Origin of the sequence: Collinsella sp. SGI.184 (genome assembly GCF_050313415.1) — a bacterium.
GTDB lineage: Bacteria > Actinomycetota > Coriobacteriia > Coriobacteriales > Coriobacteriaceae > Collinsella.
This window is the reverse complement of record NZ_JBNPLJ010000018.1, coordinates 16,892-40,766: the sequence shown is the minus strand read 5'-3', so window position 1 is coordinate 40,766 and position 23,875 is coordinate 16,892. Positions and strand designations below refer to the sequence as shown.

Below are 23,875 nucleotides of genomic sequence, written 5' to 3'. Positions count from 1 at the left end.
GATAGTGTTGGTTTGCTGCTCGGGCAGTCCTGCGCAAGACGAAGGCCACATTAAGTGGCCTTCTTTGCGTGCGGAACTCGCGACAAACCAACACTATCTCGCCAGCCCAGCGACCATGGGGTCCCAAGGTTTTCAAAAAAGCGGTCGGCGCGCAGGTGCGCCGACCGCCGATATATGGGGTCTGATGATTTTTACCAGCTAGGGCCTCTTACTCGTCTAGGAGATCCTCTGGTATGTCGTTGCCGTCGCCTAGGTCGACTGGGGCCTCTTCGGTGACGTCTGCGGTCTCGGCACTCTCGCCCTCGGGCTTCTCTTCGGCGGCCGTCATGCGGGCAACGGCGCACACGCGGTCGTCATCGCTTACGGTCATCATCTTGACACCCTGCGTAGTTCGACCGGTCTGGCTGATCTCGTCGGTCTTGACGCGAATGACCGTCGCGCCCTCCGTCACGATGAACAGCTCATGCTGCGGGCCGACCGCCTTCATGGCCGCAAGGTTGCCCTTGCGCTCGGTCATTTGGATGGTGTAGACACCCTGGCCGCCGCGGTTTTGCTCCGGATAATCCGAGACCGGCGTGCGTTTGCCGTAGCCGCACTCGGTAATGACAAACAGGTCGCCCTCGCCGTTGGTGACCTCCATGCCCAGGACACTCACGCCGTCCTTCATGCCAATGCCGCGGACACCGCTGGTGTCGCGGCCGGTAGCGCGAACCTGGTCCTCGGGGAACATGATCGCCTTGCCCGCAGTGGTGGCCATGATGACCTTGTCGCCCTCGCGCACGCGGCGCACGGCGAGCAGCGCGTCGTCGTCCCTCAGGTTGATGGCGATGAGGCCATCGCGGCGGCTGCGATCATAGGCGCTCATCACGGTCTTCTTGACCATGCCGTTCTTGGTGGCAAACATCAGGTACTCATCGGCGGGGAACTCACGACAGCTAATGACGCTCGCGATCTTCTCGCCCTCCTCAAAGGGAAGCAGGTTGACGATTGCGGTGCCGCGCGCCTGGCGCGTACCAACCGGCAGCTCGTGCACCTTCAGACGGTAGACCTTGCCCTTGCTCGAGAAGAACAGCACATACTCGTGGGTGGACGCGATAAACATCTCGTCGATAACGTCGTCCTCTTTAAGGTTGACGCCCGACACGCCCTTGCCGCCGCGCTTCTGGGCGCGGTAAGCGGCCACCGGGATACGCTTCACATAGCCGGTGTGGGTGATGGTCACGACCATGTCCTCGTCGGCGATGAGGTCCTCGACGTCCAGATCCTTCTCGACCTGGCTGATCTCGGTACGGCGCTTGTCGCCAAACTTCTTGGAGATCTCGCGCATCTCTTCCTTGATGACGCCCAGAATCTTCTCCTCGTGCGTCAGCAGGTCCTCGTAGTAGGCGATAGCACGGCGCAGGCCGTCCAGCTCTTCCTGGATCTTGTCGCGCTCCAGGCCGGTCAGGCGACGCAGCTTCATCTCGAGGATGGCCGTGGTCTGCTCGGGCGTAAAGCCAAAACGCTCAATCAGGCGGCTGCTGGCCTCGGCATCGGTCTGCGAGGAGCGGATGATGCTAATGACCTCGTCGATATGGTCGAGGGCCATAAGGTAGCCCTCAAGGATATGTGCACGGGCCTGGGCCTTTTTAAGGTCAAAGTGGGTGCGGCGGGTGACTACGTCGACCTGGTGGTCGATGTAGTGTTGCAGCATCTCGCGCAGGCTCAGGCATTTAGGAACGCCATTGACGAGCGCCAGATTGTTGGCACCAAAGGTGGTCTGCAGCGAGGTGTACTTATACAGGTTGTTAAGTACGACCTGCGGGATAACGCCCTTCTTGAGCTCAATGACCAGACGGATGCCCTTTTGGTTGGACTCGTCGCGCATATCCGAGATGCCCTCGATGCGCTTGTCGTTTACGAGCTGGGCGATTTTCTCCTGCAGGGTGCCCTTGTTGACCATGTAGGGAATCTCGGTAAAGACCAGGCGGCTGCGGCCGGTCTTGGTGGACTCCACATGGGCCTTGGCACGCACGGTGATGGAACCGCGGCCGGTCTCGTAGCTCTGCCTAATGCCGGCGCTACCCATGATGATGGCACCGGTGGGAAAGTCCGGGCCGGGCATAATCTGCATGAGCTCGTCGACGGTGGCGTCGGGGTTATCGATCAGGTAGCAGGTGGCCTCGATCGCCTCGGTGAGGTTATGCGGGGCGATATTGGTGGCCATGCCTACAGCGATGCCTTGGCTGCCGTTAACCAGCAGGTTGGGGAAGCGTGCGGGCAGTACCACGGGCTCGGCGAGCGACTCGTCGTAGTTGGGCTGCCAGTCGACGGTATCCTTCTGCAGGTCGCGGAGCAGCTCCATGGCGGGCTTTGCCAGACGGCTCTCGGTGTAACGCATAGCTGCGGCACCGTCGCCGTCGATGTTGCCAAAGTTGCCGTGGCCGTCGATAAGCGGCGTGCGCATGGAGAACCACTGCGCCAGACGAACCATGGTCTCATAGACCGCGGAGTCGCCGTGGGGGTGGTACTTACCGATAACTTCGCCGACCGTCCAGGCCGACTTCTTGTGCGGGCGGTTGGGGTAGATGCCGCTCTCGTTCATGGCGTACAGGATGCGGCGGTGCACCGGCTTTAAGCCGTCGCGCACGTCCGGCAGGGCGCGTGCCGTAATGACCGACATCGAGTACTCGATAAACGACTGCTTCATCTCGCGGCCAAACTCCGAAATCTGGAGCTGGCCGCCGTTGATGTCCTCGCCGGCCGAGGCACCGCGATCGACCGCGCCAAAGCTCTCCTCGAGCTCGGCGTCGTCATCCTCTTCCTCTTCATCCTCGACATCGGGGTTGTAGGAATCCGGATCGCCGTCCTCGCCCTGCTCGGCGCGGGCGAGCAGGCGCTTCAGATCATCGGGCATACCGGCGTCGCCGGCCTCGTCCACACCCTCGTTGTTGTTGATATCGTCTGCCACGTTACCTCCTCATGGTTTGCGTGGTCCATTAGTTCCCTACCACGGAGACGGCTTTTCCAGGTGCCGCAGATTCGCCCGAAAGAGGAGGGAAGCGTACTTGGGTACGCGACCGACGATTGAGGGCGAAGGTGCGGTGGCTGGGAAAGCCGAACAGGTTAGGCATCTAAGAAGCGTGCATCATGCGCGTGTTTTTCAATGTACTCGCGGCGATAGCCCACCTCGGAACCCATGAGCTCGCGTACGGCACGGTCCGCCACCACGGCATCCTCGATCGTCACGCGCTGCAAAATGCGGGTCTTGGGGTCCATCGTCGTCGAGGCAAGCTGCTTGGGGTCCATCTCACCCAGGCCCTTGTAGCGCTGGACGGTATAGCCCTTGCGCTTCTTGGTGATCTTGCCATCCTTGGCCTTGCCGTCCTCGTCGTTGTCGTCGGGGTTCAGGCCCAGGCTCTGAATGGTGTCGCGCAGAATCTCGTCTTCGGGCTGTCGGCCGTTGGGATACACGTAGTGGATCTTGTTGCGCACCTTAATGCCAAAGATGGGCGGGCAGGCAACATAGACATAGCCGGCATCGATCAGCGGACGCATGTACTTGTAGAAGAACGTCAGCAGCAGGATGCGGATATGCGCACCGTCGACATCTGCATCGGTCATGATGATGATCTTGTGGTAGCGCGCCTTGGTGATATCGAAGTCGCCGCCGTCGCCGGCGCTCGTCGTGACGCCGCAACCGATCGCGGTGATCAGCGACTGGATGGTGTCGCTCGAGAACGCACGATGGTCGCCCACGCGCTCGACGTTCAGAATCTTGCCGCGCAGGGGCAGAATCGCCTGGATGTCTCGGCGACGGCCGTCCTTGGCCGAACCGCCTGCCGAGTCGCCCTCTACGATGAAGAGCTCGGTCAGCTCGGCATCGCGCACCGAGCAGTCGGCGAGTTTGCCGGGCAGCGACGCCGTCTCGAGCAGGCTCTTGCGACGGGTCGCCTCGCGCGCCTTGCGGGCGGCGTTGCGGGCCTTGCAGGCCTGCTGCGCCTTCTTGACGATCTCGCGGGCGGGCTTGGGGTGCTCCTCAAGGTAGTCGGCAAGACCGTCGGTCACGATCTTGAGCGTAAGCGTGCGCATGTAGGAACTACCGAGCTTGGCCTTGGTCTGGCCCTCAAACTGCGGATCGGGCAGCTTGACCGAGATGACGGCCGAGAGACCCTCGCGCACGTCGTCACCGCTCAGGTTGGCCTCTTTCTCCTTAAGCAGGTTCTGCTTGCGGGCGTAATCGTTAATCACGCGGGTGAGGGCGGTGCGGAAGCCCTCGAGGTGCATGCCGCCCTCGGGGGTGTAGATGTCGTTGGCAAACGACATGACGTTCTCGCCATAACCGGCGTTCCACTGCAGGGACACCTCGACCTCGCCCATCTTGGCCACGGGCGCATCCGGGTCCGATTTGCCCTCAATGTAGATGGGCTCCTTAAAGGCCTCGGGGACGTCCTTGCCGTCGTTGAGGAACTTGACGAAGTCGATGATGCCGCCCTCGTAGCAAAACTCCTCCACGCGGGGAGCCGCCTCGCGCTCGTCAGTCAGCACGATCTTGAGGTTCTTGTTGAGAAACGCCGTCTCTTGCAGACGATTGTGCAGTGTATCGAAATCGTAGACGCAGGTCTCGAAGATCTCGTCGTCGGGCCAGAAGGAGACGGTGGTGCCCGTCGAATCCGAGGTGCCCACGACCTCCATCTTCTTGACGGTCTTGCCGCGCGAGAATTCCATCTCGTAGATATTGCCGTCGCGGCGCACCTGCACGACCACGCGCTTGGACAGGGCGTTGACAACGGAGATGCCCACGCCGTGCAGACCGCCGGAAACCTTATAGGCCGAGTTATCGAACTTACCGCCGGCGTGAAGGATCGTCATGACGACCTCGAGCGTCGGAATCTTTTTGACAGGGTGCTCGTCGACGGGGATGCCGCGCCCGTTATCGACGACCGTAATGGAGTTGTCGGCGTGGACCGTCACCTGAATCTCGGTGCAGAAACCGGCCATGGCCTCGTCGACGGAGTTGTCAACGATCTCCCACACCAGGTGGTGCAGACCGCTGGCGCTCGTCGAGCCGATATACATGCCCGGGCGCTTACGGACGGCTTCGAGACCCTCGAGGATCTTAATTTCGCCGCCATCGTAATCGTTTTCGTTTGCCACACGTCCTCCTTCGGTTAAGAAAATCTGTATAGCCTTACTATTTTATCGTAAAAAATACCCTCGGGGACGAGGGTATTTGCCTATACAAGGCCACCAGATGCGATTTAAGACTCTTTTTTGCTTTGCACGCCCTTGGCCCACTCGGCACTGGCCCTCATGGCGTTCTGGAGGGCCTCACGCAGTTTTTGGTCTTCGATGGGCGACACCTGGCGCTCGATCTCGGCACGCTCGGCTTCATTCAGGTCGGCATGCGGCGCGGGCGGGCGCTCGGGCGCGACGGGGCGCAGGCGCTCTTTTGCCGCGGGCGGCGTGTGGCCGGGGCGGGTCGTCTTAAATACCAGGCCATCCACATGCGCGCCGGCACGCTCCATGCGTGCGCGGATTATCTCGCGCAAAAGTGTCATCTCCTGTGTCCACGAGGGCGAATCGAGATACACCAGCAGCTCGTTGGACTCGGGAAGATAACGCAGCCCCGTCACGTGCCGGCCCTCGCGCGTGCCCGAGCACACCGCGTTCCAAGCACGGTAGACCGCACGCGATTCCTCGGCGGCCTCCATTTGCGCACGACGCTCGGGCGTAGCCGACGCCAAGATGCGCTGGCGCTCGGCACCCAAAAAGTCACTGAAGGCAGCCGTGCCGTTCTCACGCTCGTAATTAGCATGCCTCACCCATGCTCACCACCTTGGCTCGATCAAGCAACTCATCGGTAAAGTATCCCAAATTGGTGGTGGTTATGACTGTCTGGATGTCGTCGCCGATCAGCTGCAAAAAAGCGGCGCGGCGATCGCCGTCGAGCTCGCTCATCACGTCATCCAAAAGCAGCAGCGGGGCGGTACCCAGAATATCGCGGGCTACGGCCACCTCGGCCACCTTCCAAGCCAGAACCAACGTACGTTGCTGACCCTGACTGGCAAACGAGCGAGCCGAGCGGCCGGCGACCGAAAACTCAATCTCGTCGCGGTGCGGACCCACGAGTGTCACGCCGCGGCGGATTTCCTCGTCGGCGCGCTCGTCGAGCGCCGCGAGCATGCGCTCGTATGCCCAGCCCCTCAGCTCCTCGCGGTCATCGGTCTGGGGCAGCTCCCCCAACGTGGACGCATAGGCCACATCGGCCTCCTCCCCGGACGCAACCAGCCCGTAGGCATTGCGCACGTGGGCGTCCAAGCGATCGAGCAGGGCCAAGCGGTGCACCAGCAGGGCCGATCCGGCGCGGGCAATCGACTCATTCCACGCACCGAGCATCTCACGGCAGCACCATGTCTCTTTGAGCAGGGCGTTGCGCTGCGTCACGCAGCGGCCGTAGGCGCTTGCCAGATCGGCATAGCGGGCGCTCAGCTGCACGCCAAAGTCGTCGAGCGCGGCGCGACGCACGCTGGCACCACGCTTAACCATATCCAGATGATCGGGGCAGAACAAAACACTCGGCAGCACGCCGCGCACGCCAGAGGCGGCACATCGCTTGCCGTTGCGGCTAAACGAACGCTTACCGTCCTCCACGCATAGGCCCATGTCCAGCACGCGGCCATCGCCCTCGAGCCTAAGCTCGGCCCTGCACAAACCCGTGCCGTCGTGCACAAGCTCGGCGGCAGTGGAATGCCTAAACGAGGCGCCGCTCGTTAGCAGCTGCAGCGCCTCTATGAGGTTGGTCTTTCCCGCCGCGTTGGGCCCCGCGAGCACCGTCACGCCATCGCTCAGTTCCAGGCGATAGCTATCGAAGCTGCGGTAGCGCGCGACGGAAAGATCGCGGGCGAACATGGCCATAGGGCGCCGCTAGATGCGCACCGGCATGACCAGGTACAGATAGTTGATCTTGTCGTAGGACTTAAAGATGCCGGCCTGCGAGTAGCTCTTGAGCTCCAGCGTGATCTCCTTCTCCTTGGACAGGGCGTTGAGACAGCCAAAGATGTAGTGGTAGTTAAAGGCAATGGTGCCCGACTCGCCCTCGGCCTCGACATCGATCGTCTCCTGCGCCAGATCCTGGTCATTGGAGATGGAGGACAGGCCCATCTGGCCGTTCTCGACATCGATCTCAAACTTGACGGCGGGGTTTGCGCTCGCGATGACCGCCACGCGCTTGAGGGCGGCATTAAAAGCCGCCACGTCGATCTTGACGCTCGTTACGCACGAATCGGGGATGAGCTGCTTGTAGTTGGGATACACACCCTCTATGCGGCGCGACACGTAGGTGGTGTTGCCGGCTTCAAAGACAACCTGGGTGTCGGTGGCACCGATCATAATGGTCGCCTGGCTCGCCATGATGCTCAGGGCGTCGTTGAAGGCATCGGCCGGCACGTTGAGCTCAAAGGAGCCCTCGAGCGTCGAGGTCTCCACCTGCGTATCGCACACGGCCAGACGGAAGGAGTCGGTCGCCACCAGGCGCACGGTGTTGTTTTCGACCCTCATATGCACACCGCCCAGGATGGGGCGGGCCTTGTCGGTCGAGGTGACGCGCCACACGCGGCTGACCATCTCGGACAGAATGTCGGTCGGGAGCTCAACGGCGCTCTCGATGGCATAGGCCGGGAACTCGGGGAAATCGTTGGCATCGAGCGTATTCAGGCGGAAGGAACTCTTCTCGCAACCGATCAGCACCTGGCGCTCCGAAAGCTCAAAGGTAACTGGGGCATCGGGAAGGGTCTTGGTGATGTTGGAGAGCATCTTGCAGGGGATTACCATCTCACCTTCCTCTTCCACATGTGCCGCGATGCGGTGACGAATCGAGATAGTGTAGTTAGAGGTCTGGAATTCCAAGATGCCGTCTTGTGCCTTGATGAGCACGCCCGACAGAATGGGGAGGGTGGATGCCGAAGCGACACCCTTCATGACGACGCCGATTGCTTGCGTAAGCGAGCTCTGGCTGACGGTGAACTTCATCTTTTAATACCTTTCTATAGATATAAATATCTTAATAATAGTAATAGTACTGACGAAACTGTTGATTACTCCCAAACATGCAGGTCAAACCCAAAAAGAGAATCGACAGTTCCCTGTGTGCAACAGGGGTCGTTTTCCACGTTCAAAACCTGCGCAAAACTTTTCATCGGAGCAGGCTGGGTTTTAGACACCTTATGCCCGCGGTTTCGACAAGTTTTCAACAGGTGTGCCTATTTCCCTACGAGCGCAGTGTAATTTTGTCTCGTAGCGATTTGAGGTCCTCGGTCACGGTCCGGTCTTCCTGGATCATCTTCTGGACTTTTTTGTAGCTCGTGCTGACGGTCGAGTGGTTGCGGTTGCCAAACTCCGCACCCACGGCGGTGGTTGTCATCTCGCACATCTCGATCGCTAGGTAAATGGCGATATGGCGAGCCTTGGCGATATTGGCATTGCGTCGCGGACCAATGAGCTCCTCATGCGTCACGCCGTACTGCTCCTCGATAACAGACTGAACTGTCTGCACGTTGATCTTTTTGGCCGACGTGTCGAAGTACTGGCTGGCGATGGCATCGATGTCGTCGAAGCTCAGCTCGCTACCCTCGCGCTCGCGGTCGCCCGCCTCCCCGGCGCAGCGCTCGCAGAAGCTCTCGAGCTCACGGATGTTGGTGCCCGATACCTCCGCCATATGTTTAAAGTGCTCGTCGGTCAGATGTCCGCTGTCGCCACCGTAGGCCGCCAGCAGCGAGTCGTCGCCCGCCTCGGGCGCCGCCGCGATCGTGTTCTCGTAATAGCGTTGCAGAATCTTGTACTTCATCTCGTAGCTGGGCTCTGCTACCAAGCAGAGCATGCCGGCGTTAAAGCGGCTGGTCAGGCGCTCGTCCATGTTCAGGTCCTTGGGCGCACGGTCTGCGGCAATCACGACCTTCTTGTTGTTGCGGATAAACTCGTCCATGAGCTGGAAAAAGTAATCCACGCTCGCGCGCTTGCCGATGATGTTTTGGATGTCATCGATGATGAGCACGTCCACGCCGTGGTATGCCTGCATGATGGGGGTGTTACTCTTCTTTTGGCGGTCGAATTCTGTCATCAGATCATCGATGTATGCCTGTGAGTTGGCGTATTTCACTTTGATCTCGGGCGACTTCTCGGCGAGCTCGTTTTTGATGGCGAGCAGCAGGTGGGTCTTGCCCAAGCCCGATTTGCCATAGATGAACAGGGATGTGCAAGTACCGCGTTCGTCTGCGAGTGCGGCGAATTTAAGCGCCGAACGATAGGCGTGGCTGTTTTCGGGGCCGTAGACAAAGTTTTCGAAGGTGAATTTTGAGTTGGCCACGAGGGGCGCGCCATCGGCGTTCTGCTCGCCCGGCGCCGCAGCCGCAGGCACGCTCACAGGCGATGTCGAGACTGGTTTTGCGCTCTTGGCGGGTGCCACGCCCTTCATCTGATTCATCATGCGGCGGAAATCGTCGGCCGACAGCGTGTTTTTGATCGCGATGCCCGGTTCTTCGCCCGGCGCCGCGTCGTGCGCGACGGGCATGTGTGAAACGCTGGGCGCGGTTGCTACCGGCACGGCTGTTGCGTGGGGCATGGTTTCACGGGAAACATCGCTCGCATTGGTCTCCGGAGCCGCCACGGGGGCGACGGTCGTCAAAGGGGGAGTGACGGGTGCCGCCCCTGTGGCGCCTGTCGTGGGACCCTGCGGGGCCACGATGTTGAGCGCGATCGGCGCAAAGGCAATCTCTTCTAGGTAGTGCTCGATAGTCGGCTGGTGCTTTTTGAGCTGCGCAATGGCAAAGCGCGACGGTGCCTCGATGGTCAAGGTGTCCTCGGTCAGGCTCACGGCACGCGATTGCCCCAACATGTTGATGAGGCGTGCATCTTGGCCGTCGCGCTGGCAAAAGGCGATGGCATCCTCCAGGATGATGCTTGCTTCCTCGTCCACTGTCTCTCCCGTTCCTTAACTTTGGGCACGCACACGAGCGCTGCCGAGTTCGGTCAGATGGTATTTCTGACCGTGTTTGATTACCAACCCGGCCTGCGCCAAGTCATTGAGTGTGCGTGACCACGTGGGCGCGGAGTTTCCAAATGCTCGCGCCAGGTCGGTGGCGCCGCACTCTTGGTTTTGAGCCAGATATCCCAGCGCCGCGTTGCCGCGCTCGCTCACAAATACGTCCGGTTGCGGCTGTGCGTATTGATTCGCCGCATTAGGATACATCATTTGAGCTGCTGGTTGTTGAGAACTCTGCATGGTTGGCATCGGCTGTTGAAAACTTTGCGGCCACTGTTGGTATGGCTGCGGCGGCATCTGCTGGGCCCAGGGATGGTACGGCTGCGGCATCTGCTGATACGGCTGCTGATAGCCCTGGGGATACTGCTGCATATATTGCTGGGAGTATCCCTGCTGCGGCATATACTGTCCCGGATATGCCTGCGGGTACGGTTGGAAGCCCATCTGCCGAGCTCCTTGCATGCCCGTCACCTGCTGCATCGCGGCTGCATCCGAATCGGCCGGGACCATGGACTCTGCCGAGCCTTGAGTTGTCGTCTGTCCCGCGGGCTGGGGGTCCTGCATGGGCGGCATGCCGGGTTGATGCATCTGCTGCGAAGCCATGGGCTGTTGTAGTGGGGACGCGGCCATGGTTTGCTGCGGAGTCATCATTGTTTGTTGTGGAAATGCTCCCGGTAGTGGGTATTCCGACCCCTGGGCCTCGGGGCGCACGGCTGCCCCGCGCCCTCCCGCGCGCTCAATTTCCTGCACGCGCTTGGGGTCGAGGCTCACCGTGACGACGGTGCCGTTGCCCATGTTATCTTCGATGGAGACTGCCCCGCCGGCGTTTTCCAGGTATTCCTGCACCATGGGAAAACCTGCCCCGGTGCCGCGTATATACCGCTTCATCTTGCTGTTTGCGCTGGTGACGCCAAAGTCGAAGGCGCGCTCTTTGTCGTCGATGCCCGGACCTTGGTCGGCAAAGCGGATAGTTTCCCCGCCGTCCAGGATCGAGATAATGGGCTCGGCAAAGTGGGCGTGGATAAAGTTTTCGACAATCTCGCGGATAACCATGAGTGAGATGTGTCCGCCTTGCTCTTTCATGCACTGGTAGACGGTGTTAGTCGTCTCTTCCAGATACGTGCGGATGTCTTGCGGCTCGATGACGATCACGCGCGGGGTCGAAAGCATGTCGTCATAGACGGCGATGCGCGCCGCATACATGGTTTTCGGTGTCTGTTTCGATGTCTGCTCGCCCTCTTCGCGCTCTTCGCGTACGCCGTTGATGTGCTCGTTGTCGGGTGCCGGGTCACCGGAATCGACCATGGTGTAAAAGTCGTCAGACATGCCGCTCGCAATCTTTCAAAAGGTTTCGGATAAATAGTAGCTCACCGCGCAATGTTTCTCATCTTTCGACAAGTTTTCAAAACATGTTGAAAACTTTGGAAAATGGGCGAAAAGTTCTCAACATTGCCAACATGACCTGTCGAAAACCGGTGAAATATCGTGAAAAGTTGGAGTCATACTCAAAAACTCATCCGGCTTATGGCGGAACCGTGTGAACTGCGCAACCTTTTACCTTTGATTTCTTGACATTTGAACATTGATTTCCCTACAATCTTCAAGCTCACGTGTCTATATCTGCGTCCGCGCCCTCGCGGACACTCGAAATGCAGCAGGAGGAACTTAAGATGAAGCGTACGTATCAGCCTAATAAGCGTAAGCGTGCCAAGACCCATGGCTTCCGCGCCCGTATGGCCACCAAGGGTGGTCGTGCCGTGCTCGCCCGTCGCCGCGCCAAGGGCCGCAAGCGTCTCACTGTCTAGCAGCGATACACGCATCTCGCATGAAGACTATTAAGTCTCGGCAAGATTTCGAGCATGTGTTCAGTCAGGGGCGTCGTTTCAGTCACCCTCTGATTCGAATGACCATATGTGAATCGGTTGGCGAAGGCGACTCTGGAAGGGTCGCCTTCGTTGGTGCTAAACGACTCGGTTGCGCAGTTGTGCGCAACCGTTCTAAGCGTGTGATGCGCGAGGCCGCCCGCAGCTGCGGATTTCCCGTTGCGGGTTATGACATCATCTTGTTCGCGACCCCCAAGACGAGGATCTCGTCGCCGGAGGAGATGAACGAGGCATTGCGTTCGCTTGTGATACGCGCCGGCGTTGCCGGGGAGGAGCGATGAGCAATCACGTTTTGCGACGTGTTGCCATCGCTCCTATTCGCATATATCAACAGGTTATTTCGCCCTTATTGCCTGACGCCTGCATTTATTATCCAACGTGTTCTCATTACGCCGTCCAGGCTATCGAGAAATACGGTGTTTGTAGAGGCTGCTGGCTTGCCGTGAGGCGCATCGCTCGCTGCAATCCCCTGCACGTCGGCGGTTATGACCCTGTGCCCTAGCGGGCACTCGCTATCGGAGGAAAAATTACATGTGGGATTGGATCGTTAACATCCTTTTCGAGCTGCTCAAGCTCATCCAGACCTTTGCGGTCGACTGGGGCCTGTCCATCATTATTCTGGTGGTCATCGTCCGTCTGCTGCTGACGCCGCTCATGCTCAAGTCGACCAAGTCGACGGCCCGTATGCAGGTGCTGCAGCCCAAGATGCTCGAGATCCAGGAGCGCTACGCTGACGACCCCCAGCGTCAGGCCGAGGAGATGCAGAAGTTCTACAGCGAGAACAAGTTCAATCCGCTGTCCGGCTGCCTGCCGCTTCTGATTCAGATGCCTATCCTCATCGCCCTGTTTACGCTTCTGCAAAACCTGCCTCATTACTTTAACGAGGGCACCTTCTCGTTCTTCAACATTCTGCCCGATCTGACCACCACGCCGAGTGCCTCTTTTGCCGATGGCTTTATGGTCGCACTGCCTGCGCTGGTTTGCCTGATTCTGTTTGCTGTCCTGACCCTGATTCCGCAGCTGTACATGTCGCGCAATCAGACTGGCCAGCAGGCCCAGAGCATGCGCATGATGGCCGTCGTCATGACCGTCATGATGCTCTGGATGGGTTGGAGCCTGCCCGTTGGTGTTCTTTTGTACTACGACGTGTCTTCTGCCTGGCAGGTCATCCAGCAGATCTTTGTGACGCAGAAGGTTATCGAGAAGGCTAAGGCCGAAGAGGAGGAGCGTCTTAAGAACGCCCCGCTGCAGGTTGAGGTCACGCGTCGCGAGAAGAAGCCGCGCCCGCACAAGAAGAAGTAGCGGTATAGTAATCTTATTTAGGTACCTAACTTTTGGAGTACGTTATGTCTGAAGAGATCGTCGAGGATATGCTTGAGGAGGTTGCCCCGCAGGCCGCGGGCGATTATCTCGAGATTGCACAGCGCTACAAGGCTGGTGAAGAGCTTACGGATGAAGAGCTCGACACCATTGCCGATGTTGCGATTTCTATTCTTCGTTCCATCCTTTCGCATTTCGACGCCGCCAACTCTCCTATCGATGAGTATGAGGGCGACGAGGGCGAACTGATTCTTGATGTAACGGCTCCCGACCTTGCCGTCCTTATTGGTCGTCATGGACGCACCCTTGATGCCCTTCAGGTTATGTTCTCGCTGTTGGTGAGCCGCAAGCTAGGCTTTAGGTATCCGGTCGTCGTCGACGTCGAGGGATATAAGAGCCGCCGCCAGGACAAGGTTGCCTCTATGGCTCAGTCTGCTGCCGAGCGGGCAGTGCGCACTCACAAAAGCGTTTCGCTTCCGCCCATGAATGCCTACGAGCGCCGTCTGGTTCATATTGCTCTTCGCGGCAACGACGCCGTCGACACGCATTCTGAGGGTTCTGACCCCGATCGTCATGTTGTGATTGTTGCTCGATAACCTAAACGAGATTATCTTAAGGGGACGTGGTTTCCACGTCCCCTTTTTTTGTCAAAAGTTCTTGATACATTGATTTTTGTCAGATAGGAGTTTGTCTTGTTTGTACTAACCGATGAACAGACAAGCCAGATGCTTAGTCGTCTAATTTCGTATTGCGAAGACTATTCTTTGAAGGTCTCCAATGATGCCCTTCGCTCATGTATTGAGCATCTAGATCTTGTTTTGGAGGCTAATAAGACCACCAATCTTACGCGCATCCTAAATATCGAAGATGCGGCTGTTCTTCATATTCTAGATTCGCTTGTGTTGCTTCCCTATATAGACATAGCTCCAGAAGGCGCTTTGTTAGACATGGGTACTGGTGCTGGGTTTCCTGGAATCCCTTTGACAATTGCTAGCGGACGTAAGGCTACCTATATCGATTCGGTTGGCAAGAAGGTTGATGCCGTCAACTCATTTGTTGAAGCTCTCAGTCTCAAGCATGCTCACGCGGTTCATGATCGTCTTGAAGAATATGCCCGAAGCCATAAGAAACAGTTTGCTGTTGTTACTGCTCGTGCACTTGCACCGTTACCAGTTCTCGTCGAGTACGCTTCACCATTTCTAATAGATAGTGGTCTCTTTGTTATTACTAAGGGAAACCCGTCAGACGTCGAACTTCAGTCTGGTCTAACTGCCGCTAGCATATGCGGGTTCACCACACTTATGACAGATGATTTAGATTTGCCAAATGGCTTGGGTCATCGCGAGTTTATCATTCTAAAAAAATCTCGTCCGGCAGCTATTTCGCTTCCACGTGCTAATGGCATGGCGAAGAAGAATCCGCTTGCCTAGATGTTTCACGTGAAACATAATGGATAGTAATTACTTGTTATGTTTCACGTGAAACATAACAGATGATGAATCGGAATGTTTCACGTGAAACATCCTCCGTTTAACAGCTTAAAATACACCAGGAGGGACCGTGGGATTTCGCGACGTTAAGCGTTCAAAGAGCGCAAAAGACACGCGTATCATTGCAATCATCAATCAAAAGGGTGGTGTGGGTAAGTCCACCACAGCAGTAAACCTTGCAGCAGCACTGGGTGAACAGGGTCGAAAGACGCTGATTGTCGATTTTGATCCACAGGGTAATAGCACGAGCGGCTTTGGAATCGAAAAAGAAGAACTCGATAACTGCATCTATGATGCATTGCTGAATGATGTTCCGGCTGAATCGCTTGTTCTTGATACAAATTGCAGTAAGGTATTTGTAATTCCGGCTACTATCCAGCTTGCAGGTGCCGAAATTGAGCTTGTAAGCGCAATTGCACGAGAGACACGCTTGAAGGATCTGCTTGAGCCTGTTAAGGATGAGTTTGATTTTATATTTATTGACTGTCCGCCTTCACTTGGCTTGTTGACCATTAATGCATTGACGGCGGCGGACAGTGTTCTGATTCCGATTCAATGTGAGTATTACGCACTCGAAGGTGTCACGAAGCTGCTTGAGTCGATGAAGATGGTCAAAACACGCCTAAATAAGAGCCTTGATACCTATGGCGTGCTTATGACGATGTATGATTCGCGAACATCGCTCTCAAATCAGGTTGTCGAAGAAGTGCAGTCGTACTTTGGCGATAAGGCATTTAAGACCTTGATTCCGCGTACGGTTAAAATATCAGAAGCACCGTCGTTCGGTGAGCCGGTAATTACATATGCGCCGCAAAATAAAGGTGCAAAGGCGTATATGAACCTTGCCAAAGAGGTGATCAAGCGTGCCTAGTCCTAGGAAGCGTGGCGGTTTGGGTCGCGGACTCAATGCATTGGTATCCGAAGCAGAATATGAGACCGGTGGATCTGCGACGTCCGCATCCAATACTGCTTCGAAAACTAAACTTCCAATCGAAGATATCGTTCCAAACCCCAACCAACCCAGAATTCATTTTAATGAGACCGAGCTTCGAGAGTTGAGTGAGTCGATTCAGGAGCATGGCGTTCTTCAGCCGCTTCTTGTACGCAAGCACGGTAATGGCTATGAGATTATCGCGGGTGAGCGCCGTTATCAGGCTTCTAAGCTCGCTGGACTTGAGGAAGTTCCTGTCATCATAAAAGATGTTGATGATGAACAGATGCTTGCGCTTGCATTGATTGAAAATCTGCAACGCTCTGATCTCAACCCCGTCGAAGAGGCTAAGGGATATCGACAGCTCATCGATGCGAGTGGTATGACTCAAGAGGCCTTGTCGAAGGCTGTTAGCAAGTCTCGCTCTGCAATCACCAATTCGCTGCGCCTACTTGATCTTCCCGAGGTTGTTCAGCAGATGATCTTTGAAGGTAAGCTGACTGCTGGCCATGCTCGTGCAATTCTTGCAGTTCCATACGAAGATGCACGCATTAAGTTAGCTGAGAAGGTTGTTGCGGAAGGATTGTCCGTCCGCGCGACAGAAAATCTTGCTCCGTTGTTTTCTGCCGGAGAGACACCAAAAACGCCTCGAACCGCAACGCCTCAGTCTTTTAAGAAGGCGGCACGCGTTCTGCGTCAGGTGTTTAACACGAACGTTCGCGTAAAGAGCTCGCGCGGTAAGAACAAGATCGAGATTGAATTTAAGGATGAAGAGGAACTCTCTCGCATTCTGGGCGAAATCATTCAGTTTGATCAAGGAGGTCAGGATGAGGAATAAAGTTCTGACTGCTGTCGCTTTGGCTGCTACTGTTGCAGTTGGCGCTTTTGCCGGTTATAAGATTGCGACAGATGATGAATTGCGTGGTCGTTTACTTCGCGGAGCGCAGGATATCGTTGATACCTCAAAAAAGAAAATGGATGTTATGACCGAGGACGTTGCCATGCGTACGGCTCAGATGACTAAGAATCCCAAGATCAACCAAGATTGGGTTAATCATCAATGGCAAAATGTAGGCTTTTAGGTACCTAACAATTAATCACCTATTCTGAGGGGCCATTGTCTGATCACTAGAACAGGGATTCCTAATTTCTTCCTAAATAATGTTGGACTATCGTATGATGCTGGTAGTCGATGAATATGAAACAGCCCCGGTTGCAATTAAGCAACCGGGGCTTTCTGATGTTTCACATGAAACGTTTGGGCTGGTCGCCCCTACGCATTCTTCTGAACTTTGAAACGCTGCTTGAGTTGGCCACAAGCCGCATCGATATCGTTACCACGGGAGTTGCGAATCGTGGTCTCGATACCACGGGACTCAAGACGGCGTTGAAGGTCTTCTACCTTATGGATCGGTGACGGCTTGAGCGGGCTGCCCTCAATATCGTTGAGCTGAATCAGGTTGACGTGGCACAGCGTGCCCTCGCAGAAGTCGCAGAGCGCCTGCATTTCGGGGTTGGTGTCGTTGACGCCCTCGATCATGGCATATTCGTACGTCGGCCGGCGGCCGGTCTTCTCGGTGTAGAGCTGCAGTGCCTCGTGAAGGCGCAGGAGTGTGTATTTCTTGACACCGGGCATGAGCTTATTGCGTGTGGACTGGATAGCGGAGTGCAGCGAGACAGCTAGGGTGAACTGCTCGGGAATGTCGGCAAACTTACGGATGCCAGGAATAACACCGCTGGTAGACACGGTGAGATGGCGCGCTCCAATGCCGATACCGTCGGGGTCATTAAGGATGCGCAGTGCCTTAAGAACCTCATCGTAGTTGGCAAAAGGCTCGCCCTGGCCCATGAACACTACGCTTGTCGCGCGCTCGCCAAAGTCATTGGAAACGTGAAGTACCTGGTCGACGATTTCCTGGGCGGTCAGCGAGCGCCTGAGGCCGTTGAGACCGGTAGCGCAAAAAGCACAGCCCATTCCGCAGCCGGCTTGGGTGGATACGCAGACAGAGAGCTTGTTACGACGGGGCATGCCGACGGTCTCGACAGAAATGCCATCGTGGTATTCGAGTAGGTATTTACGAGAGCCGTCCTTGGACACCTGCTTGGTGAGCTCGGTCGGCGTGTCGAAGGCAAATGCCTCCTTTAACTGCTCGCGGAAAGCCTTGGGAAGGTTGGTCATATCGTCAAACGAACAAACGTTCTTCTCAAAAACCCATTCAACGAGCTGCTTAGCGCGGAAAGCGGGCTGGCCGAGTTCGGCCACGAGCTCGCGAATATCGTTTTGGCTCAAGTCGCGAATGTCCTGAGATTTAGTCCTGGGATTCATGGAAGCCTTTCGATTTTGGGGAAACGTAGGGGGTATCGCTACAATATGGTATCAGCTGCAGAAATCATAGAGGAGGAGTCTGCCCATGCCGGGGAAAAGCCTAGAGAACATGCACGTAGCGGTCTTGGCGGGCGGCCATTCCGCCGAGCGCGAGATTTCGCTCAATTCGGGAAAGAACGTCGTGGTGGCCCTAAAGGAGGCTGGCTACACTTCGGTGGAGCTGCTCGATACGGCTGCCGATGATTTTATGGTGACTATGGCAACTGGCGATTTTGACGTGGCGTTTATCGCCATGCACGGCGCCGGCGGCGAGGATGGCGCCATGCAGGGAGCCATGGAGACGCTGGGTATCCCCTATACGGCGTCGGGTGTGCTCGCCAGCGCGTGTGGCGCCGATAAAGAGGTTTCAAAGCTTCTGTATGCCAAGGCGGGCATCCCCATTGCCCCCGGTTTGGCGCTTGAGGCGGGCGACGAGGTTGATATCGATCGCATCGTTGAGATTTGCGGCGAGCGTTGCTTTGTAAAGCCCGCCGTCAACGGCTCCAGCTACGGCATCTCCCTGGTACACGAGCCCTCTGAGCTGCCTGCCGCCATCGCCAAGGCCTTTGAGTACGGCGATAAGGTGCTGGTCGAAAAGTGCATCGAGGGAACCGAGATTACCGTAGGCGTCTACGGCGAGGATGACGTGCGCGCCCTGCCGATCGTCGAGATTCGCAAGCCTGAGGACTGTGAGTTCTACGACCTGGATGTGAAGTACGTCGATCCCACGGATATCCACCGTATTCCGGCGCAGATTTCGCCCGAAAACTATGCTCGTGCCCAGGAACTAGCCTGTGCGGCCCACAAAGCCCTCGGCTGTCTGGGCATTTCGCGCAGCGATTTTATCGTGAGCGAGGACGGCCCCGTCATCCTCGAGACCAATACGATTCCCGGTATGACCGATACGTCGCTGTATCCGGACGAGATTCGTCATACCAAAGACATGACCTTCCCGCAGGTCTGTGACAGTCTGATTCGCATGGGTCTCCGTCGAGCGGGCATTGCATGCTAATCGAGGATGCTGTATCTCCTGGAACGCCGCAGTTTGTCATTGATTCCTATGCAACGCTTGCCGAGCGTGCCCGCACACAATCGTTTGGCCTTATCGAGGAGGATGTTATCGTCCTCGATACCGAGACCACGGGTCTTTCGGTCCAGGACAACGAGCTTATCGAGATTTCCGCGGCCCGTCTTTCGGGCCGCGAGGTCGTTGACCGCTTTGACACGTTTGTGCATCCCAAGCAGCTGATCCCTGCCGAAATCACTGAGCTCACAAGCATCACAAACGCCGATGTGGCCGATGCCCCCTCGGCTGTAGAGGCCGTGGCTGCGCTCGCCGATTTTGTGGGCGGGTGCCCGGTTATCGCGCACAATGCCACGTTTGACCGATCATTCATCGAATCGGTCAAGGGCGGTGTCAACGTCAGCGACATCTGGATCGATTCGCTGGCGTTGTCCCGTATCGCGCTGCCGCGCCTGGCATCGCACAAGTTGTCCTTTATGGCCGATCTGTTTGGCTGCGACTCCGTGTCGCACCGTGCAAATGCCGATGTCGATGCCCTGTGTGGGGTGTGGCGCGTGCTGCTGGTTGCCCTTACGGACTTGCCGCAGGGCCTTATGGCGCGTCTGGCGGATATGCACGCGGATGTTCCTTGGTCCTATCGTCCCATTTTCTCGTTTTTGGCAGGTCAAAACCCCGGCTCGATTTTCTCGCTTGCCGCCGCCCGCGCCGACGTGCTCAAGGCCGATCGCGCCGATGATCGCGTGGATGCCGACGAGCTGCCGGTTCTTAACATGCCGAGCCGCGAAGAGATTGAGGCGGATTATGCCCCCGGTGGTCTAGTCAATCGCATGTATCCCACTTATGAGCCGCGCGACGAGCAGATTGCCATGGCGCTCGAGGTGCGCGACGCGTTGGTTACGGATACGCATCGCGTGATAGAGGCCGGTACGGGCGTCGGTAAATCGATGGCGTATCTCGTGCCCTTTGCCGAGGCCGCCCGCCGAAACAACATTACCGTTGGCATTGCGACCAAATCGAATAATCTTGCCGATCAGCTTATGTACCACGAGCTGCCAAAACTCGCCGAACAGCTGGACGGAGGCTTGTCATTCTGTGCGCTCAAGGGGTATGACCACTATCCGTGCCTGCGCAAGCTCGAGCGCATGAGCCGAAGTCAGGCAGAGATTACCACCAAGCGCGATCCGGCCGACACACTCACAGCGGTTGCGGTGATCATGGCGTATGTGTGCCAATCTGCCGATGGTGACCTCGATTCGCTCGGCATTCGCTGGCGCAGCGTCAACCGCCCCGACTTTACGACGGCCTCGCGCGAATGCGCTCGCCGCCTGTGTCCGTTCTTCCCCGATAAATGCCTCGTCCACGGTGCCCGTCGTCGCGCGGCGCATGCCGATGTTGTGGTCACAAATCATTCCCTGCTGTTTCGCAATGTTGCGGCCGAAGGGAGAATTTTGCCTCCCATCCGCCACTGGGTAATCGACGAGGCCCATTCCATCGAGCGCGAGGCGCGCCGCCAGTGGGCGCGCGTGGTCTCGGCAGACGAATCTCGCGTGCTATTTGAGCGCCTTGGCGGGTCGAGCTCCGGTGCATTGAGCCAGGTATCTCGTGATTTGGCGACATCCGAAGGCTCCACGCTTTATCTGGGGCTCACCGCGAAGGCGACGTCTACGGTCGCACACGCGAGCATGGCACTCGCCGAGGTGTTTGACGGCGTGCGCGAGCTCGGCCGTCGCGCCCGCGGTGGCTACGACAGCGCAAATCTGTGGATTGGCCCCGAGTTGCGCGAGTCGGATGACTGGCATGACTTCTTGCGGTCTGCCAGCGCTGCTATCGATGCCCTGGAGCAGGCGGATAAAAATGTTGCCGCGCTGGTGCAGGCTGTCGCTGCCGATAAACCCGAGGTCGTCGTCGACCTGGGCGATATTTCGCGCCGTCTGCACGAGCTGGCCGAGAACCTCAAGCTCATCATTGACGGCACCGACGAGCATTATGTGTACTCGCTGCAGGTCAACCGCCGCCTACGTGCGGGCGGAGAATCCATGACCGCCGAGCGCATCGACATCGGCGAGGCCCTGGCGAACGAGTGGCTGCCCGAGGTGCATACGGCCATCTTTGCCTCGGCAACCATGACGGTGTCCAAGAGCTTTGAGCACTTTAACCATGCCGTAGGCCTCGATCGCATTGGCGCTTCGGCATCCTCGTCACTACATCTGGATTCGAGCTATGACTTCGATTCGAACATGGCCGTAGTCGTGGCGGGGGACATTCCCGACCCTCGCGACCGCGAGGGCTATCTGTCCGCGCTCGAGCGCGTGCTGGTCGATGCCCATCTTGCCATGGGCGGGTCGGTACTCACGCTGTTCACCAATCGCCGCGATATGGAAGACCTGTATGCTCGGGTTGAGCCCAAGCTGGCGCGTGCCGGCCTGGAACTCAATTGTCAGCAGCGCAATTCGTCTCCCCGTCGCTTGCGCGATCGCTTTATCAACGAGTCGACCTCGTCGCTCTTTGCTCTCAAAGCATTTTGGGAGGGCTTCGATGCCGGCGGCGAGACGCTGAGATGCGTCATTATCCCCAAGCTGCCATTCTCGAGCCCCACCGATCCTCTCTCGTGCGAGCGCAATCTGCGCGAGGACCGCGCCTGGGTACGCTACTCGCTGCCCGAGGCGGTTCTCGAGGTCAAGCAGGCGGCCGGTCGCCTGATTCGTTCATCGACCGATTGCGGCGTGTTGATTTTGGCCGACCCGCGTCTGGTGACGAAGGGTTACGGCAAGAAATTTCTGACATCGCTGCCCACCAGCTCGTATCAGCGCATCGAAACGGCGCAGATCGGCCACTATCTTCAGTTATGGCGCCAAGCGCACGAACGCCATCGCTAAGAACGGAAGGCCATTGCCTCGGCGGCATCACATAGGCGCTTTGAAAGGGCGGGGTCGTCTGCGATGCGGATAGCTCCGCCCGCTGCGATAATCTGGCTAAACAGCCAGTTTTCGGAGCTATAGCAAACGGTCACGCTTGCCGTATCCTCCCCATCGGCTTTAATTGACCTGATACCTGCCCACCTCACGCGTTCTGCCATATCGAGCGGCATCAGGAGCTTAACGCTCTGGCTTGCCTGTGCAAGGGAATCGTGCAGGGACGTGGTTTCGGTCGTGTGACGCACGACGGAGTCTTCCGTCAGCAGAAGCTCCTCGATCTTGTCCATACGGTAGGAGCGCTGCCCGTCTGCCTCGACATCCCAGGCAATCAGGTATGTTTGGTCGCCATTGGTCGTGATCTTTAGGGGGTCGATCAATCGCCTGCGTGGATGCTGGTCGTCCAGGGAGCGGTAGGTGACGAGGCATCGCACACCATCCTGAATTGCACAGCAGAGTTGCTGCCAATAAGATCCACGGGCGACGGTATCGACAACGCGTTGGTTGTATCCGAGTTCCGCCGGAAGGAGTGCGCGCCGGATGCGCGCCGCCGCGCACTCCTCGATTCCGAGTGACTCCAATTCATGGTTGAGTACGGCGCCCTCGGCGGCACTCAGGCGAAGCGGCAGCACACGGCCCGCATCGCCGATGAGAACCACACGTTCATCGCGGCATTCGCAAATGATGCGCGCGCCCGATTCGCGGTCTGCGAGCGTCGAGATGATGCCGATGATCTCGTCGAGCGAAGCTCCGGAGATATCGAAGCGACTGCAGATTTCGTCTCGCGTCATGCCCGCCTCGCCGGCGGCATAGAGTGCCTCCATAATGTCAATGGAGCGCGAGAGCCTTTGTTCGCTGGTGAGCTTACGCACGGCCATGAGCGCTCACTGTCCTTTCGATGAGGCGGTTCCACGCCTGCTTGAGTTCGTTGGGCGCTACGGGCCTCATACCGTCAACACTGTGTTCCATGCAAAATGACGCCGCCGCATTCAGGTCGCGAACGTCAACGGTCCAGGTCCAGCCGTCTTTGGCGTGCTCGAGCCTTCCTCGCCCACGTGTGAGGCCGTGGACCATGTCGGATTGAGCCTGCGGAGCAAACGAGAAAGTTGCCGTGACGGGCTGGCAATCGGAGAAATCGAATTCAAAGAAGAGGTAATCGTTGAGATTGAAGTCTGTGGGAATGGCGTAGGCCCGCGATGGACGCCACGCACGAACGATGCGATCGCAGCGAAAGGTTCTGATTTTTCCGGTGGCGTCATCTAGGCCGCAAAAGTAGGCCGTTCCTTCGCGCTCGAACATGCCGTAGACGCAAACAGTGCGTTGTCGTTGCTCACCCCGTCCGTTTTGATACAAAAAACGCAGCGCGCATCGGTCGGCAAACGCGCTCCATACCGCATCGACCGTCGGCGAGTGAACAACGGGGGGCTCGGCCGTATTCGTCTCGCCGGTAAGATAGGCAATTTTGGAGCGTATGTCGGCGAGCGGGGTCGCAAAGGCCGAAGAGCCCGTGGTGAGGGTCTGATCGATAGCGTTTAGCAGAATGTCGGCATCGTCTGCGGTGATCAAGCCGCCCGCGGCAAACGTATGCTCACGGTCGATTGTCCAGGCGCTCTCCTCGGTCTCCTGGGCACCCGCGGCGCGAACTTCCTTGATCACAATGCCCCGCTCGAGCAGCTTGTCGCGGTCGCGGCGAAATTTTCGCTTATCCGAGTCGACGTTGCCCGATCCGTAGCCTAGGTCAGAATCCAGCACGATCTGCTCGGTTGTTAGAGGCTCGGGGGAACTGTTGAGGACAAAGAAAAGGTTGAGGATACGCTGGGCGGTTTTGTCGAAACCGGGTTCTGGCGCATTTGTTTTGTTTGTCGCGGTCATATCGCTTACCGTCATAGAATCCTCGCATGGGAAGGTTATTTGATGCCATGATTTTAATCC

General features: G+C 57.5%; 21 protein-coding genes. 11 read left to right on the top strand and 10 right to left on the bottom strand.

Features of this window, described 5'->3' with window-relative positions:
- Positions 1–208: 208 nt before the first annotated feature.
- The 7 genes from gyrA to ACQRAJ_RS06950 form a co-directional block, all read right to left on the bottom strand.
- Positions 209–2,896, bottom strand: a complete 2,688-nt coding sequence (gene gyrA / locus ACQRAJ_RS06980) for a DNA gyrase subunit A (protein ID WP_427748165.1) — start codon at positions 2,894–2,896, stop codon at positions 209–211.
- A 209-nt stretch (positions 2,897–3,105) separates the two neighbouring features.
- Positions 3,106–5,136, bottom strand: a complete 2,031-nt coding sequence (gyrB, locus tag ACQRAJ_RS06975) for a DNA topoisomerase (ATP-hydrolyzing) subunit B (protein ID WP_427748157.1) — start codon at positions 5,134–5,136, stop codon at positions 3,106–3,108.
- A 104-nt stretch (positions 5,137–5,240) separates the two neighbouring features.
- A complete protein-coding gene (locus tag ACQRAJ_RS06970) occupies positions 5,241–5,804 on the bottom strand; it encodes a DciA family protein (protein WP_427729032.1) in 564 nt (187 codons plus the stop codon).
- Positions 5,791–6,897 (bottom strand): DNA replication/repair protein RecF, encoded by a 1,107-nt coding sequence (gene recF, locus ACQRAJ_RS06965; RefSeq protein WP_427748156.1) that lies wholly within the window; start codon positions 6,895–6,897, stop codon positions 5,791–5,793. Before recF ends, ACQRAJ_RS06970 begins: the two co-directional genes overlap by 14 nt.
- Before the next feature lie 9 nt (positions 6,898–6,906).
- Positions 6,907–8,010, bottom strand: coding sequence for a DNA polymerase III subunit beta (gene dnaN, locus ACQRAJ_RS06960; RefSeq protein WP_427748154.1), 1,104 nt, complete (start codon positions 8,008–8,010; stop codon positions 6,907–6,909).
- Positions 8,011–8,248: 238 nt separating this feature from the next.
- Positions 8,249–9,952, bottom strand: a complete 1,704-nt coding sequence (locus ACQRAJ_RS06955) for a DnaA ATPase domain-containing protein (protein WP_427748152.1) — start codon at positions 9,950–9,952, stop codon at positions 8,249–8,251.
- A gap of 15 nt (positions 9,953–9,967) precedes the next feature.
- Positions 9,968–11,323, bottom strand: a complete 1,356-nt coding sequence (locus ACQRAJ_RS06950; protein ID WP_427748150.1) for an ATP-binding protein — start codon at positions 11,321–11,323, stop codon at positions 9,968–9,970.
- 365 nt (positions 11,324–11,688) lie between these two features.
- Between ACQRAJ_RS06950 and rpmH the strand changes: the two genes are divergently transcribed.
- From rpmH to ACQRAJ_RS06905, 9 genes are all read left to right on the top strand, one after another.
- Complete coding sequence (gene rpmH / locus ACQRAJ_RS06945; protein WP_019127408.1) at positions 11,689–11,823, top strand: 50S ribosomal protein L34; 135 nt, start codon at positions 11,689–11,691, stop codon at positions 11,821–11,823.
- Between the two features lie 20 nt (positions 11,824–11,843).
- Positions 11,844–12,182 (top strand): ribonuclease P protein component, encoded by a 339-nt coding sequence (gene rnpA / locus ACQRAJ_RS06940; RefSeq protein WP_427729023.1) that lies wholly within the window; start codon positions 11,844–11,846, stop codon positions 12,180–12,182.
- Positions 12,179–12,403, top strand: coding sequence for a membrane protein insertion efficiency factor YidD (gene yidD / locus ACQRAJ_RS06935; RefSeq protein ID WP_154516787.1), 225 nt, complete (start codon positions 12,179–12,181; stop codon positions 12,401–12,403). The genes rnpA and yidD overlap by 4 nt, the downstream gene beginning before the upstream one ends.
- A 29-nt stretch (positions 12,404–12,432) precedes the next feature.
- Positions 12,433–13,203: a YidC/Oxa1 family membrane protein insertase gene (locus ACQRAJ_RS06930; RefSeq protein ID WP_154516790.1), complete on the top strand. Its 771-nt coding sequence runs from the start codon at positions 12,433–12,435 to the stop codon at positions 13,201–13,203.
- A gap of 44 nt (positions 13,204–13,247) precedes the next feature.
- Positions 13,248–13,817, top strand: coding sequence for a protein jag (locus ACQRAJ_RS06925; protein ID WP_154516793.1), 570 nt, complete (start codon positions 13,248–13,250; stop codon positions 13,815–13,817).
- A gap of 96 nt (positions 13,818–13,913) precedes the next feature.
- Complete coding sequence (gene rsmG / locus ACQRAJ_RS06920; RefSeq protein ID WP_427748148.1) at positions 13,914–14,651, top strand: 16S rRNA (guanine(527)-N(7))-methyltransferase RsmG; 738 nt, start codon at positions 13,914–13,916, stop codon at positions 14,649–14,651.
- A gap of 130 nt (positions 14,652–14,781) precedes the next feature.
- Positions 14,782–15,582 (top strand): ParA family protein, encoded by an 801-nt coding sequence (locus tag ACQRAJ_RS06915; protein ID WP_427729019.1) that lies wholly within the window; start codon positions 14,782–14,784, stop codon positions 15,580–15,582.
- A gap of 19 nt (positions 15,583–15,601) precedes the next feature.
- Positions 15,602–16,480 (top strand): ParB/RepB/Spo0J family partition protein, encoded by an 879-nt coding sequence (locus tag ACQRAJ_RS06910; RefSeq protein ID WP_427748147.1) that lies wholly within the window; start codon positions 15,602–15,604, stop codon positions 16,478–16,480.
- On the top strand, positions 16,470–16,724 hold the full coding sequence (locus ACQRAJ_RS06905) for a hypothetical protein (RefSeq protein WP_427748145.1): 255 nt from the start codon (positions 16,470–16,472) through the stop codon (positions 16,722–16,724). The genes ACQRAJ_RS06910 and ACQRAJ_RS06905 overlap by 11 nt, the downstream gene beginning before the upstream one ends.
- Positions 16,725–16,915: 191 nt before the next feature.
- Here ACQRAJ_RS06905 and rlmN read toward each other — a convergent pair whose 3' ends face one another.
- Positions 16,916–17,968 carry a 23S rRNA (adenine(2503)-C(2))-methyltransferase RlmN gene (gene rlmN / locus ACQRAJ_RS06900; RefSeq protein WP_427748143.1) on the bottom strand — a complete coding sequence of 351 codons (1,053 nt, stop codon included), beginning with the start codon at positions 17,966–17,968 and terminating at the stop codon, positions 16,916–16,918.
- 85 nt (positions 17,969–18,053) lie between these two features.
- On the opposite strand from rlmN, the gene ACQRAJ_RS06895 reads away from it, so the two are divergent.
- Positions 18,054–19,019, top strand: a complete 966-nt coding sequence (locus ACQRAJ_RS06895; RefSeq protein WP_427748142.1) for a D-alanine--D-alanine ligase family protein — start codon at positions 18,054–18,056, stop codon at positions 19,017–19,019.
- The gene (locus ACQRAJ_RS06890) at positions 19,013–21,907 is read left to right on the top strand and encodes a helicase C-terminal domain-containing protein (protein ID WP_427729000.1); all 2,895 of its coding nucleotides are present in this window, start codon (positions 19,013–19,015) and stop codon (positions 21,905–21,907) included. Before ACQRAJ_RS06895 ends, ACQRAJ_RS06890 begins: the two co-directional genes overlap by 7 nt.
- Here the strand turns inward: ACQRAJ_RS06890 and ACQRAJ_RS06885 are convergent.
- Together ACQRAJ_RS06885 and ACQRAJ_RS06880 are read right to left on the bottom strand one after the other, a co-directional pair.
- Complete coding sequence (locus ACQRAJ_RS06885; RefSeq protein ID WP_427729001.1) at positions 21,904–22,821, bottom strand: helix-turn-helix transcriptional regulator; 918 nt, start codon at positions 22,819–22,821, stop codon at positions 21,904–21,906. The genes ACQRAJ_RS06890 and ACQRAJ_RS06885 overlap by 4 nt on opposite strands.
- The gene (locus ACQRAJ_RS06880; RefSeq protein WP_427729003.1) at positions 22,808–23,830 is read right to left on the bottom strand and encodes a helix-turn-helix transcriptional regulator; all 1,023 of its coding nucleotides are present in this window, start codon (positions 23,828–23,830) and stop codon (positions 22,808–22,810) included. Before ACQRAJ_RS06880 ends, ACQRAJ_RS06885 begins: the two co-directional genes overlap by 14 nt.
- Positions 23,831–23,875 lie beyond the last annotated feature (45 nt).

Coding starts and splice junctions, on each gene's coding strand:
- gyrA (WP_427748165.1), bottom strand. CDS start 2,896: ATGCCCGATGATCTGAAGCGCCTGCTCGCCCGCGCCGAGCAGGGCGAG.
- recF (WP_427748156.1), bottom strand. CDS start 6,897: ATGGCCATGTTCGCCCGCGATCTTTCCGTCGCGCGCTACCGCAGCTTC.
- dnaN (WP_427748154.1), bottom strand. CDS start 8,010: ATGAAGTTCACCGTCAGCCAGAGCTCGCTTACGCAAGCAATCGGCGTC.
- ACQRAJ_RS06950 (WP_427748150.1), bottom strand. CDS start 11,323: ATGGTCGATTCCGGTGACCCGGCACCCGACAACGAGCACATCAACGGC.
- rpmH (WP_019127408.1), top strand. CDS start 11,689: ATGAAGCGTACGTATCAGCCTAATAAGCGTAAGCGTGCCAAGACCCAT.
- rnpA (WP_427729023.1), top strand. CDS start 11,844: ATGAAGACTATTAAGTCTCGGCAAGATTTCGAGCATGTGTTCAGTCAG.
- yidD (WP_154516787.1), top strand. CDS start 12,179: ATGAGCAATCACGTTTTGCGACGTGTTGCCATCGCTCCTATTCGCATA.
- ACQRAJ_RS06930 (WP_154516790.1), top strand. CDS start 12,433: ATGTGGGATTGGATCGTTAACATCCTTTTCGAGCTGCTCAAGCTCATC.
- ACQRAJ_RS06925 (WP_154516793.1), top strand. CDS start 13,248: ATGTCTGAAGAGATCGTCGAGGATATGCTTGAGGAGGTTGCCCCGCAG.
- ACQRAJ_RS06905 (WP_427748145.1), top strand. CDS start 16,470: ATGAGGAATAAAGTTCTGACTGCTGTCGCTTTGGCTGCTACTGTTGCA.
- rlmN (WP_427748143.1), bottom strand. CDS start 17,968: ATGAATCCCAGGACTAAATCTCAGGACATTCGCGACTTGAGCCAAAAC.
- ACQRAJ_RS06895 (WP_427748142.1), top strand. CDS start 18,054: ATGCCGGGGAAAAGCCTAGAGAACATGCACGTAGCGGTCTTGGCGGGC.
- ACQRAJ_RS06890 (WP_427729000.1), top strand. CDS start 19,013: ATGCTAATCGAGGATGCTGTATCTCCTGGAACGCCGCAGTTTGTCATT.
- ACQRAJ_RS06885 (WP_427729001.1), bottom strand. CDS start 22,821: ATGGCCGTGCGTAAGCTCACCAGCGAACAAAGGCTCTCGCGCTCCATT.
- ACQRAJ_RS06880 (WP_427729003.1), bottom strand. CDS start 23,830: ATGACGGTAAGCGATATGACCGCGACAAACAAAACAAATGCGCCAGAA.